The 12,085-nt window shown below is 69.7% G+C and carries 10 protein-coding genes; 1 reads left to right on the top strand and 9 read right to left on the bottom strand.

Annotated features, from left to right (window positions below):
• Positions 1 to 136: 136 nt before the first annotated feature.
• The 9 genes from pssA to IG86_RS0125445 form a co-directional block, all read right to left on the bottom strand.
• Positions 137 to 997, bottom strand: coding sequence for a CDP-diacylglycerol--serine O-phosphatidyltransferase (gene pssA / locus IG86_RS0125485; RefSeq protein WP_376506802.1), 861 nt, complete (start codon positions 995 to 997; stop codon positions 137 to 139).
• Positions 984 to 1,640: a phosphatidylserine decarboxylase gene (locus tag IG86_RS0125480; protein ID WP_030649744.1), complete on the bottom strand. Its 657-nt coding sequence runs from the start codon at positions 1,638 to 1,640 to the stop codon at positions 984 to 986. Before IG86_RS0125480 ends, pssA begins: the two co-directional genes overlap by 14 nt.
• Positions 1,641 to 1,826: 186 nt before the next feature.
• Positions 1,827 to 3,032, bottom strand: coding sequence for an acyl-CoA dehydrogenase family protein (locus tag IG86_RS0125475; RefSeq protein ID WP_030027413.1), 1,206 nt, complete (start codon positions 3,030 to 3,032; stop codon positions 1,827 to 1,829).
• A gap of 2 nt (positions 3,033 to 3,034) precedes the next feature.
• Entirely contained in the window at positions 3,035 to 3,547 is a 513-nt protein-coding gene (locus IG86_RS0125470) for a MaoC family dehydratase (RefSeq protein WP_030027414.1), read from the bottom strand.
• Between the two features lie 5 nt (positions 3,548 to 3,552).
• Positions 3,553 to 4,527 carry an HpcH/HpaI aldolase/citrate lyase family protein gene (locus IG86_RS0125465; RefSeq protein WP_030027416.1) on the bottom strand — a complete coding sequence of 325 codons (975 nt, stop codon included), beginning with the start codon at positions 4,525 to 4,527 and terminating at the stop codon, positions 3,553 to 3,555.
• Positions 4,524 to 6,602, bottom strand: coding sequence for a protein meaA (locus IG86_RS0125460; RefSeq protein WP_030825489.1), 2,079 nt, complete (start codon positions 6,600 to 6,602; stop codon positions 4,524 to 4,526). Before IG86_RS0125460 ends, IG86_RS0125465 begins: the two co-directional genes overlap by 4 nt.
• Before the next feature lie 31 nt (positions 6,603 to 6,633).
• Positions 6,634 to 7,971 (bottom strand): crotonyl-CoA carboxylase/reductase, encoded by a 1,338-nt coding sequence (ccrA, locus tag IG86_RS0125455; protein ID WP_030825492.1) that lies wholly within the window; start codon positions 7,969 to 7,971, stop codon positions 6,634 to 6,636.
• A gap of 389 nt (positions 7,972 to 8,360) precedes the next feature.
• Positions 8,361 to 9,173: a TetR family transcriptional regulator gene (locus IG86_RS0125450; protein WP_030649720.1), complete on the bottom strand. Its 813-nt coding sequence runs from the start codon at positions 9,171 to 9,173 to the stop codon at positions 8,361 to 8,363.
• A gap of 163 nt (positions 9,174 to 9,336) precedes the next feature.
• Positions 9,337 to 11,133, bottom strand: a complete 1,797-nt coding sequence (locus IG86_RS0125445; protein ID WP_030825495.1) for a 3-hydroxyacyl-CoA dehydrogenase family protein — start codon at positions 11,131 to 11,133, stop codon at positions 9,337 to 9,339.
• Between the two features lie 397 nt (positions 11,134 to 11,530).
• Between IG86_RS0125445 and IG86_RS0125440 the strand changes: the two genes are divergently transcribed.
• The gene (locus IG86_RS0125440; protein ID WP_030899963.1) at positions 11,531 to 12,085 is read left to right on the top strand and encodes a HEAT repeat domain-containing protein; all 555 of its coding nucleotides are present in this window, start codon (positions 11,531 to 11,533) and stop codon (positions 12,083 to 12,085) included.

The following is a 12,085-nucleotide window of genomic DNA, read 5'->3' as shown; positions in this document are numbered from 1 at the left end:
GTCCTGGGGGATCCCGCCGGGGGGCCATGAATCATGCCTACCCCGGACCCTCCCCGCCCCGCCGCCGGCCCCCACCCCCGGACATGCAGAAGGCCCCGGACGCCATGGCGTCCGGGGCCTTCTCACATCTGCCGAGCTAGCGCAGCGACGTCGCGCGCGCTTCGCGGCGGTTGTGGCGGAAGGTGTTGGCCCTCCGCGTCGTCGCGAACAGCGGAATGGTCGCCGCCATCGCGATCTGCAGGGCGCAGCCGGTCTGGAGCAGCAGCTGACCGCCCGGGGCGTCGAACGCCCAGGCCGCCAGCAGCCCCATCGCGCTGATGATCCAGCAGAGCATCGCCACCGCGAGGACACCCCGCGGCTTCGGGTACTCGACCCGGCTCACCATCAGCCACGCCACCCCGATGATCGCCAGCAGCGTCGGGATGAACGGGAGCTCCAGCAGCACGATCGAGACGACCGTCAGGGCGCCGAAGGGGCTCGGCATGCCCTGGAACATGCCGTCCTTCATGGTCACGCAGCTGAATCTCGCGAGCCGGAGCACCACGGCGAGCAGCACCACGATCGCGGCCAGCGCCGACATCTTCTGGTCGGCGTCGACGGCGACCATGCCGTAGACGAGGACGAAGTAGGCCGGGGCCAGGCCGAAGCTGATCAGGTCGGACAGGTTGTCCAGCTCGGCGCCCATCGGGGAGCTGCGCAGCTTGCGGGCCACGATGCCGTCGAAGAGGTCGAAGACCGCGGCGAGCAGCATCAGTATCACCGCCGTGGCGGCGCTGTTACGGGCCATGCCCGTCTCGCCGCTCCCGGTGAGGTGCGGGATGAGGATTCCGGTGGTGGTGAAGTACACCGCCATGAATCCGCACGTCGCGTTGCCGAGGGTGAGGGTGTCCGCTATCGACAGCCGCAGCGAGAGCGGCATGTCGTCCTCGGCGGACTCCTCCTCGGCGGACTCGGGCACCCAGCCGGTGGCCGGAGTCTCAGGGTCAGTCACGGTCAATTCGTGTCACCCCCGCGGTGGTGGCCTGACCGACCTCGACCGCGACCTCGACGCCCTCCGGGAGGTAGATGTCGACGCGGGAGCCGAAGCGGATCAGACCGATGCGTTCGCCCTGCTCCACCTTGGTGCCGGCCGGCAGGTACGGGACGATGCGCCGGGCGACGGCGCCGGCGATCTGCACCATCTCGATGTCACCGAGCTCGGTGTCGAAGTGCCAGACAACGCGCTCGTTGTTCTCGCTCTCCTTGTTGAAGGCCGGGACGAATCCGCCGGGGACGTGCTCCACGGACGTCACCGTGCCCGCGAGGGGCGCGCGGTTGACGTGGACGTTGAGCGGGCTCATGAAGATCGCGACCCGCGTCCGTCCGTCCTTCCACGGCATGATGCTCTGCACCACACCGTCGGCGGGCGAGATGACACGGCCCTGAGCGATCTCACGCTCGGGGTCGCGGAAGAACCACAGCATGCCCGCGGCGAGCGCGGTTGCGGGCACGGCCACAGCGGCCCAGCGCCCGGACTTGCGGGCCCGGGTGAGGCTGAGCGCCGCGGTGGCGACGGTCGGCAGAAGCCACGGCGATGCTCCGCGGGCGAGACGTACGCCGAGTCGGCTGTCGCGAGGTGCAGAGGTTTGGCTGTGGGGCATGGATGACCTTCGTAGCGGGTGATTGCCGCGCCGCAAACAGGGGGACGGGACGGCGGCTTTACTGGAATGCTATCGGTTGCGCGCAACAACTGGGCAAGCCAGAAGCCGAGTCGATGACCGTCGGCCAGTGACTGGGAGTGACCTTGTTGCGACGGACCCAGGGAGGATCCGTCGCAAAAGGGACTTTCAGCCCTGGAGTCGGTACTCCTCGAGCAGGCGTCGCCCGATGATCATTTTCTGGATCTCGGCGGTACCTTCACCGATCAGCAGCATCGGAGCCTCGCGGTAGAGGCGCTCGATCTCGTACTCCTTCGAGAATCCGTATCCACCGTGGATACGGAAGGCGTCCTCCACCACCTCCTTGCAGTACTCGGAGGCGAGGTACTTCGCCATCCCTGCTTCGAGGTCGTTTCGTTCCCCGGAGTCCTTTTTGCGTGCTGCATTCACCATCATCGCATGAGCGGCTTCGACCTTGGTAGCCATCTCGGCCAGCTTGAACTGGATGGCCTGGTGTTCGGCGATCGCCTTGCCGAAAGTGTGACGTTGCTGGGCATACGAGACACCCAGTTCGAAAGCACGCTGCGCGACGCCACAGCCACGCGCCGCCACGTTGACGCGGCCGACCTCGACCCCGTCCATCATTTGGTAAAACCCTCGGCCCGTCTGGCCGCCGAGGACGCGATTGGCCGGAATGCGCAGTCCGTCCATGATGAGCTCGGTCGTGTCGACGCCCTTGTAGCCCATCTTGTCGATCTTGCCGGGGATGGTCAGGCCGGGGCGGACCTCACCGAAGCCGGGCTCCTTCTCGACGAGGAAGGTCGTCATCGACTTGTGGGGCGCGGTGCCCTCGGGGTGTCCTTCGTCACTTCGCACGAGAACGGCCACCAGGGTGGAGCTGCCGCCGTTCGTCAGCCACATCTTCTGGCCGTTCAGGACGTACTCGTCGCCGTCCTTCACCGCCTTGGAGCTGATGGCCGAGACGTCGGAGCCCAGCGCCGGCTCGGACATCGAGAACGCGCCGCGCACCTCGCCCAGCGCCATGCGCGGGAGGAAGTGGTCCTTCTGTTCCTGCGTGCCGTGCTGCTTGAGCATGTACGCCACGATGAAGTGCGTGTTGATGATGCCCGAGACGGACATCCAGCCCCGCGCGATCTCCTCGACGCACAGGGCGTAGGTGAGGAGCGACTCACCCAGGCCGCCGTACTCCTCCGGGATCATCAGCCCGAAGAGGCCGAGCTCCTTGAGGCCGTCGACGATCTGCTGCGGGTACTCGTCGCGGTGCTCCAGCTCGGTGGCGACCGGGATGATCTCCTTGTCGACGAACTCGCGGACGGTCTTGAGGATCTCCCGCTGGACGTCGGTCAGCCCGGCGGTCTGGGCGAGTCGGGCCATGGCTACTTCTCCTGGGTCTTCAGCTGGGGGCGGCCGGGCTGCTCGCCGCCGCGCTCCTTGATGTACGTCTCGGTCGGGACCATCACCTTGCGCCGGAAGACGCAGACGAGGGTGCCGTCCTGCTTGTAGCCCTTGGTCTCGACGTAGACGATGCCGCGGTCGTTCTTCGACTTCGACGGGGTCTTGTCGAGGACCGTGGTCTCGCCGTAGATCGTGTCGCCGTGGAAGGTCGGCGCCACGTGCCGCAGGGACTCGATCTCCAGGTTGGCGATGGCCTTCCCGGAGACGTCCGGCACGGACATGCCGAGCAGCAGCGAGTAGATGTAGTTGCCCACGACCACGTTCTTGCCGAAATCGGTGGTGTTCTCGGCGTAGTTCGCGTCCATGTGGAGCGGGTGGTGGTTCATGGTCAGGAGACAGAAGAGGTGGTCGTCGTACTCGGTGACCGTCTTCCCGGGCCAGTGCTTGTAGACCGCCCCGACCTCGAACTCTTCGTACGTGCGTCCGAACTGCATGGCGGTCAGGCCTCCGGGATCTCGAACTTGGTGGTGCGCTGCATGCCCGCGGCCCGGCCCTTGCCCGCGATGACCAGGGCCATCTTGCGGCTGGCTTCGTCGATCATCTCGTCGCCGAGCATCGCGGAGCCCTTCTTGCCGCCGGCCTCCGAGGTGCACCAGTCGTAGGCGTCGAGGATCAGCTCGGCGTGGTCGTAGTCCTCCTGGGAGGGGGAGAAGACCTCGTTGGCCGCGTCGACCTGGCCGGGGTGCAGCACCCACTTGCCGTCGAAGCCCAGCGCCGCCGCCCGGCCGGCCACCTCGCGGTAGGCGTCCACGTCGCGGATCTGGAGGAAGGGGCCGTCGATCGCCTGGAGGTTGTGCATGCGCGCCGCCATCAGGATCCGCATGAGGATGTAGTGGTAGGCGTCCGCCGGGTAGCCGGGCGGCTGCATGCCCACGACCAGGGACTTCATGTTGATGGAGGCCATGAAGTCGGCCGGGCCGAAGATGATGGTCTCCAGCCTGGGGGAGGCGGCGGCGATCTCGTCGACGTTCACCAGGCCCTTGGCGTTCTCGATCTGCGCCTCGATGCCGATCTTGCCGACCTCGAAGCCCATCGTCTTCTCGATCTGCGTGAGCAGCAGGTCCAGGGCGACGACCTGCTGGGCGTCCTGGACCTTCGGCAGCATGATGCAGTCGAGGTTCTGGCCGGCGCCCTCGACGACCGTGACGACGTCGCGGTAGGTCCAGTGGGTGGTCCAGTCGTTGACGCGCACGACGCGGGTCTTGCCGGTCCAGTCGCCGTTGTTCAGCGCGTCCACGATCGTGTGGCGGGCGCCTTCCTTGGCGAGCGGCGCGCAGGCGTCCTCCAGGTCCAGGAAGACCTGGTCGGCCGGCAGGCCCTGGGCCTTCTCCAGGAACCGCGGGTTCGATCCGGGCACCGCGAGGCAGGAGCGGCGCGGGCGAAGGCGGTTCACCGGGTGGACTGGCGTGGTCATGCGGGGACCTCCGTGCTTGCAATGATTGCGGCGTTGTCGAGTGGGTCGAGCTTGTTGGCCTTGCGGATCTCGTCGACGATACGGCCGATGATCTCCGTGATGCCGAAGTCCTTCGGCGTGAAGACGGCGGCGACCCCCGCGGCCTTGAGCGCGACGGCGTCGGCGTTGGGAATGATGCCTCCGACGATGACGGGGATGTCACCCGCCCCCGCCGTGCGCAGCCGTTCCAGGACGTCCGGGACGAGGGCGCTGTGCGATCCGGACAGGATGGACAGTCCCACGCAGTGCACGTCCTCGGCCAGCGCGGCGGAGGAGATCTCCTCGGGCGTCAGCCTGATGCCCTGGTAGACCACCTCGAAGCCGGCGTCGCGGGCGCGGACGGCGATCTGCTCGGCCCCGTTGGAGTGGCCGTCCAGGCCGGGCTTGCCGACCAGCAGGCGCAGCCTGCCCGAGCCGAGCTCGTCGGCGGTGCGGGCCACCTTCTCGCGGACCTCGTGCATCGGGGTGCCCGGCTCGGCGGTCACGGCGACCGGGGCCGAGGAGACCCCGGTCGGTGCGCGGAACTCGCCGAACACCTCGCGCAGCGCGCCCGCCCACTCGCCGGTGGTGACACCGGCCCGGGCGCACTCCAGGGTGGCCTCCATGAGGTTCTCGGTGCCCGCCGCGGCCTCCTTGAGGCGCTCCAGCGCCTGCTGGGTGGTGGGGAAGACGAACGGGTCGCCGTTCCCCTGGCGGTCCGAGGACTCCTGGCGCTCGGCGCGCCAGCGGCCGATCCGCTCGACGGTGAAGGCCTCCACGGCCCCGTCCACCGTCATGATGGCGCCGTCGAGGTCGGCCGTCAGCGGGTTGGGCTCGGTCTGCTCGAAGCAGTTCACGCCGACGATCTTGTCCTCGCCGGCCTCGATGCGCGCGCGCCGCTCGGCGTGCGAGGAGACCAGCTGGGACTTCAGGTACCCGGACTCGACGGCGGCCATCGCGCCGCCCATCTCCTGGATCCGGTCGATCTCGGCCAGGCAGTCGGCGACCAGGGAGTCGACTTTGGCCTCGATGACGTGGGATCCGGCGAAGATGTCGTCGTACTCCAGCAGGTCGCTCTCGTGGGCGAGGACCTGCTGGATGCGCAGCGACCACTGCTGGTCCCAGGGCCGGGGCAGGCCCAGCGCCTCGTTCCAGGCGGGCAGCTGCACCGCGCGGGCGCGGGCGTCCTTGGAGAGGGTGACCGCGAGCATCTCCAGCACGATGCGCTGGACGTTGTTCTCCGGCTGCGCCTCGGTCAGTCCCAGGGAGTTGACCTGGACGCCGTAACGGAAGCGGCGCTGCTTCTCGTTCTCGATGCCGTAGCGCTCCTTGGTGACCTTGTCCCAGATGCGGCCGAAGGCGCGCATCTTGCACATCTCCTCGATGAAGCGGACACCCGCGTTCACGAAGAAGGAGATGCGGGCGACCACCTCGCCGAAGCGTTCCTCGGGGACCTGTCCCGAGTCGCGCACCGAGTCGAGGACGGCGATCGCCGTGGACATGGCGTACGAGATCTCCTGGACCGGTGTGGCCCCGGCCTCCTGCAGGTGGTAGCTGCAGATGTTGATCGGGTTCCACTTCGGGATGTGGTTGACCGTGTACGCGATCATGTCCGTCGTCAGCCGCAGGGACGGCCCCGGCGGGAAGACGTGCGTCCCGCGCGAGAGGTACTCCTTGACGATGTCGTTCTGGGTGGTGCCCTGGAGCTGGGAGATGTCCGCGCCCTGCTCCTCGGCGGCCACCTGGTAGAGCGCCAGCAGCCACATGGCGGTGGCGTTGATCGTCATCGAGGTGTTCATCTGCTCCAGGGGTATGTCCTGGAACAGCCGCCGCATGTCGCCCAGATGGGAGACCGGGACCCCGACCCGGCCCACCTCGCCGCGGGCGAGGATGTGGTCGGGGTCGTAGCCGGTCTGCGTCGGCAGGTCGAACGCGACCGACAGGCCGGTCTGGCCCTTGGCGAGGTTGCGGCGGTACAGCTCGTTGGACGCCTCGGCCGTGGAGTGGCCGGCGTACGTCCGCATGAGCCACGGACGGTCCTTCTGGCGCTCTGTCATCTCAGGCTGTCCCTTAGGCCTTTGAACGGTCTCAGACGTTGCGGAAGCGGTTGATGGCGTCGAGGTGCTCGGCGCGCATCTCGTGGTCGCGGACGCCCAGGCCCTCCTCGGGGGCCAGCGCGAGGACGCCGACCTTGCCCTGGTGGAGGTTGCGGTGGACGTCGTAGGCGGCCTGGCCGGTCTCCTCCAGGGAGTAGACCTTCGACAGCGTGGGGTGGATCTTGCCCTTGGCGATCAGGCGGTTGGCCTCCCACGCCTCGCGGTAGTTGGCGAAGTGGGAGCCGACGATCTTCTTGAGCGACATCCACAGGTAGCGGTTGTCGTACTGGTGCATGTAGCCGGAGGTCGAGGCGCAGGTGGTGATGGTGCCGCCCTTGCGGGTGACGTAGACCGAGGCGCCGAAGGTCTCGCGGCCCGGGTGCTCGAAGACGATGTCGATGTCCTCGCCGCCGGTCAGCTCGCGGATCTTCGAGCCGAAGCGCTTCCACTCGCGCGGGTCCTGGGTGTTCTCGTCCTTCCAGAACTTGTAGCCCTCGGCGTTGCGGTCGATGACCGCGGTGGCGCCCATGGACCGGCAGATGTCGGCCTTCTCGGGGGAGGAGACGACGCAGATGGGGTTGGCGCCGCCGGCCAGGGCGAACTGGGTGGCGTAGCTGCCGAGGCCGCCGCTGGCGCCCCAGATCAGGACGTTGTCGCCCTGCTTCATGCCGGCGCCGTTGCGGGAGACCAGCTGGCGGTAGGCGGTGGAGTTGACCAGGCCGGGGGAGGCGGCCTCCTCCCAGCTGAGGTGGTCGGGCTTCGGCATCAGCTGGTTCGACTTGACCAGGGCGATCTCCGCCAGGCCGCCGAAGTTGGTCTCGAAGCCCCAGATGCGCTGCTCGGGGTCGAGCATCGTGTCGTTGTGGCCGTCGGAGGACTCCAGCTCGACGGAGAGGCAGTGCGCGACGACCTCGTCGCCCGGGTTCCAGGCGTTGACGCCGGGGCCGGTGCGCAGGACGACGCCCGCGAGGTCGGAGCCGATGACGTGGTACGGGAGGTCGTGGCGCTTGGTGAGCTCCGACAGGCGCCCGTAGCGCTCCAGGAAGCTGAAGGTGGAGACGGGCTCGAAGATGGAGGTCCACACCGAGTTGTAGTTGACCGAGGAGGCCATGACGGCCACCAGGGCCTCGCCCGGGCCCAGCTCGGGGAGCGGGACGTGGTCCAGGTGCAGGGACTTGCGCGGGTCCTTCTCGCGCGTGGTGAGCCCCGCGAACATCTCGGCCTCGTCCTTGTGCACGGTGATCGCGCGGTAGGAGTCGGGCAGCGGCAGGGCCGCGAAGTCTGCGGCGGTGGCGGACTGCGACTGAATCGCGTCCAGGATGTCCTTCACGGTGAGCCTCCGGCTAGCGCTGATGAGGGTGCGCTGAGGTAAAGGGGGTGCGTGGAGCGGTTGCGGTGTGCCGTCGGTCCGGCGGTGCTGTGGTGCTGGGCGCCGCCCGTGGTGGGGCGTGCGGGTGCCTGGTGACGCAGGCGTCCGGGGCGCGTTCCGTGCCGTGTGGGCGTGGGTCGCGGGGACATCCGGACGAGATTCAACGTATGGCACCCCGTGTCACCCGGCAAGGCACCGCGTGCCAAAACTTTCTCTCATTTGCCTATTGACCTGCGCAGATGAGCGATGATCGATCAGAGTTACCGGCGAGTAGGGGCAAGCCGGACATACGAAAGCGGCCGCCCCCGGTTCGGGGACGGCCGCTGTGACGAGCATCGCTTCCTGTGTCGCTACCTCGGGCGCAGTGCCTCTTCGATGGTCCGCATGACCTCGTCCAGGGGCGCGTCGGTGCGGGCCACCGCCACCAGCACCTCGCCCTCCGTACGGACGGCCGCCGGAGCCGACGGCGCCGGGCTCAGGGTCCGGCCCGCGCCGATCCCCGTACCGAAGGTCTTGCGCACGATCGAGAAGGCGTGGTCCAGCTGCGCCTCCACGTCACCCTGACCGCCGGCCCGCAGCCAGCGCCGCAGCACGTGGTTGTGGGCCGTGACCACCGCCGAGGCGGCCACCTCGGCCAGCAGCGGGTCGTCGTTGCCGTCGTGGTGGTCGGTCTCGTCGAAGTGCGCCAGCAGGTAGCGCGTGAACAGCCGCTCGTACCGGGCCACGGAGGCGATCTCCCGCTCCCGCAGCGCCGGCACCTCGCGGGTGAGCCGGTAGCGCTCCACCGACACCGCGGGCGAGGCGGCGTACATCTTCATGACTTCCTTGATCCCGCGGCACACCGTGTCGAGCGGGTGCTCGTGCGCCGGGGCGACGTCGAGGACCGCCTCGGCGCGGATCAGGGTGTCGTCGTGGTCCGGGAAGATCGCCTCTTCCTTCGACCGGAAGTGCCGGAAGAAGGTCCGCCGCGCGACCCCGGCGGTCGCGGCGATCTCGTCGACCGTCGTCGCCTCGTACCCCTTGGTGGCGAACAGTTCCATGGCCGCCGTGGCGAGCTCGCGGCGCATCTTGAGCCGCTGGGCGGCAGCCCGGGTGCCGGCCGCGCTCTCCGGGGCGTCGGGGGCCGAGGAGGCGCGGGGCGAGGTCTTGGCGGGCTGGGACATAGAGCGAAAGTACTTCATTCGCGCAGGGGAGCGCGCCTGAGGGGGGTGGGAGAGGGGTGGATGCGGGGGAGAGCCCGCACTGGGCTCGGGAGGGTCAGTCCGCCGTGAGGGTCCGGCGGACCCGAGCAGCCCTCCCCACGCATCCGGCTCGTGGCCCGCTCGGTTACCGCCGGGCGTACTCACGGAATCCGCGGCCGGTCTTCCGGCCCAGGCAGCCCGCCGCCACCAGGTGCTCCAGCAGCGGGGACGGGGCCAGGCCCGGGTCGCGGAACTCCTTGTGGAGGACCTTCTCGATGGCCAGCGAGACGTCCAGGCCGACCACGTCGAGCAGCTCGAACGGTCCCATCGGGTAGCCGCCGCCCAGCTTCATCGCCGCGTCGATCTGGTCGAGGCTCGCGTAGTGCTCCTCGACCATCTTGATCGCGTTGTTGAGGTACGGGAACAGCAGCGCGTTCACGATGAAGCCGGCCCGGTCCCCGCAGTCCACCGGGTGCTTGCGCACCTTCACGCAGATCTCGCGGACCGTGGCGTGCACGTCGTCGGCCGTCAGGACGGTCCGGACCACCTCGACCAGCTTCATCGCCGGGGCCGGGTTGAAGAAGTGCATGCCGATCACGTCCTGCGGGCGCGAGGTCACCCGGGCCACCGCGATCACCGGCAGCGAGGAGGTGGTCGTGGCCAGCACCGCACCCGGCTTGCAGACCTTGTCCAGCGCCGCGAACAGCTCCTGCTTGACCGCCAGGTCCTCGGCGACCGCCTCCACCGCCAGGTCCACCTCGGCGAAGGCGTCCAGCGACCCGGCCGGGGTGATCCGGCCCAGGGTCTCGTCCGCCGCCTCCTGCGTCAGCCTGCCCTTGGACACCGCACGGCCCAGGGACTTGCCGATGGCGGCCTTGGCGGCCTCCGCCTTCTCCTGGCTGCGCGCCGCCAGGACCACGTCGAACCCGGACTGGGCGAACACCTGCGCGATGCCGCTCGCCATGGTGCCGGAGCCGGCCACGCCGACCGAGCTCACCGGGCGGCCCGCGCCCAGCAGGGACCCGTCCAGCGGGGTCTGCAGGTCGCGCACGATCACCGAGCTGCCGGGAGCCTCGTACGTGTAGAAACCGCGCCCGGACTTCTGCCCCGCCAGGCCGGCCTCGGCCAGCTGCCCCAGGATCGGGGCCGGGGCGTGCAGCCGGTCGCCGGAGGAGGCGTACATGGCCTCCAGGACCGTGCGGGCCGTGTCCACGCCGATCAGGTCGAGCAGCGCCAGCGGACCCATGGGCAGGCCGCAGCCGAGCCGCATCGCCGCGTCGATGTCCTCGCGGGAGGCGTACTTCGCCTCGTACATGGCGGCGGCCTGGTTCAGGTAGCCGAAGAGCAGGCCGTCCGCGACGAAACCGGGCCGGTCGCCGACGGCCACGGGCTCCTTGCCGAGCTCGCGGGCCAGCTCCGTGACCGCCTCCACGGCCGTCGGGGCGGTCAGGACGCAGGACACGACCTCGACCAGCTTCATCGCCGGGACCGGGTTGAAGAAGTGCAGGCCCAGAACGCGCTCGGGGCGCTGGGACTCGGCGGCGAGCCGGGTCACCGACAGGGCGTTGGTGCCCGTGGCCAGGATCGTGTCGGGCCGCACGACCGCGTCGAGCTCGCGGAAGACCTGCTGCTTGACCTCGTACGACTCCGGCACGACCTCGATGACGAGGTCGGCCTCGGCCGCGGCGGCCAGGTCGGAGAAGGTGCGGAAGCGGGCCAGGACGTCGGCGCGCTCCTGCTCGGTGAGGCGCTCCCGGGCGACGGAACGCGCCGTGGCCGCGGCGAGGGAGGCCGAGGCCCGGCGGGCGGCGCTCTCGCTGATGTCGATGCCGATGACCTCGCGGCCGGCGCGGGCGAGGACCTCGGCGATGCCGGTGCCCATCGTGCCGAGGCCGACGACGGCGATGGTCTGGAGGGTGGGCTGACTGGACTGACGGTCCATCGAGGGACTCCAGTGGAAGAGGGTGACGACTGAGGGAGCGCGCGGCGCACAGCGCGCGCGGATGCCGTACGGAGTGCCGTGCGGTGAGGAGCCCGGGGCGGGAACGGCCCGGACGGGAACCCGGCGGGAAAGAGCCCCGGGGGTGGAAGCGGCACGACCCTGTCCCGGGGTCATACCGTGCATGCGAAAACGAACCGACCGGCACGAGGCGGCTGCGTCACCAGGCCGCCCTCGTACGTGTTGCAACGACAGTAACTCGCCGGTAACTCGTGCGCCAGAGCGCGGAGATGTGACCTGTACCGCCGAAATGTACCGATCATCGATCATCGATCAACCGGGGCCGGTCATCTGCGCGAACCCGGCGTGGCGGCGGCCCCGCCCCCCTAGGGTGGGCCGGGTGAACGACGTGCTGGAGCGCCTGCGGGCGGAGGCGGGCGGATCGCCCGAGTACGAGGTGCTGCTCGCGGCCGGCCCCGACGGGCTGGCGGCCTCCCTGGCCTCCGCCGGGCTGCCCCTGTGGGCCCGCGAGCTGGCCGCCTACCGGCTCGGCCTCGCCGGGGACCGGCGCGCCTTCGAGTCCCTCGTGCTGCTCCTCAACCACCGCGACCCGCCCCGCTGCGCGGCCGCCGCCGAGGCCCTGGCCGTCCTCGGCGACCCGCGCACCGCCCGCGCCGCCGCGGCCCTCGCCACCAACGGGCTGCGCACGGCCTACGCCCTCCAGCCCGTCCGGCTGCTCACCGCCCTGCGCGCCCCCGAGTCCGTACCGGCCCTGATCACCACCCTGTCGCGGCTGCTGTCCCCGAACGACCCCTACTGGCGGGTGGCCCTGGCCTGCGTCGAGGGCCTGGGCGCACTCGCCGACCCCCGCGCCCGCGAACTCCTCACCCGCGCCCAGTCCCACCCCCGCCTGGCGGTGGCGGCGACGACAGCGCTGCGGGGCCTCGCGGACTGA

This window comes from Streptomyces virginiae, from assembly GCF_000720455.1.
GTDB classification, from domain to species: domain Bacteria; phylum Actinomycetota; class Actinomycetes; order Streptomycetales; family Streptomycetaceae; genus Streptomyces; species Streptomyces virginiae.
The sequence above is the reverse complement of the archived record's forward strand: the minus strand, read 5'-3'. Positions and strand labels throughout refer to the sequence as shown.

Bases quoted from the DNA above. Each gene is read 5' to 3' on its own strand.
- IG86_RS0125480 (WP_030649744.1), bottom strand. From the start codon at position 1,640: ATGCCCCACAGCCAAACCTCTGCACCTCGCGACAGCCGACTCGGCGTA.
- IG86_RS0125475 (WP_030027413.1), bottom strand. From the start codon at position 3,032: ATGGCCCGACTCGCCCAGACCGCCGGGCTGACCGACGTCCAGCGGGAG.
- IG86_RS0125470 (WP_030027414.1), bottom strand. From the start codon at position 3,547: ATGCAGTTCGGACGCACGTACGAAGAGTTCGAGGTCGGGGCGGTCTAC.
- IG86_RS0125465 (WP_030027416.1), bottom strand. From the start codon at position 4,527: ATGACCACGCCAGTCCACCCGGTGAACCGCCTTCGCCCGCGCCGCTCC.
- IG86_RS0125460 (WP_030825489.1), bottom strand. From the start codon at position 6,602: ATGACAGAGCGCCAGAAGGACCGTCCGTGGCTCATGCGGACGTACGCC.
- IG86_RS0125450 (WP_030649720.1), bottom strand. From the start codon at position 9,173: ATGTCCCAGCCCGCCAAGACCTCGCCCCGCGCCTCCTCGGCCCCCGAC.
- IG86_RS0125445 (WP_030825495.1), bottom strand. From the start codon at position 11,133: ATGGACCGTCAGTCCAGTCAGCCCACCCTCCAGACCATCGCCGTCGTC.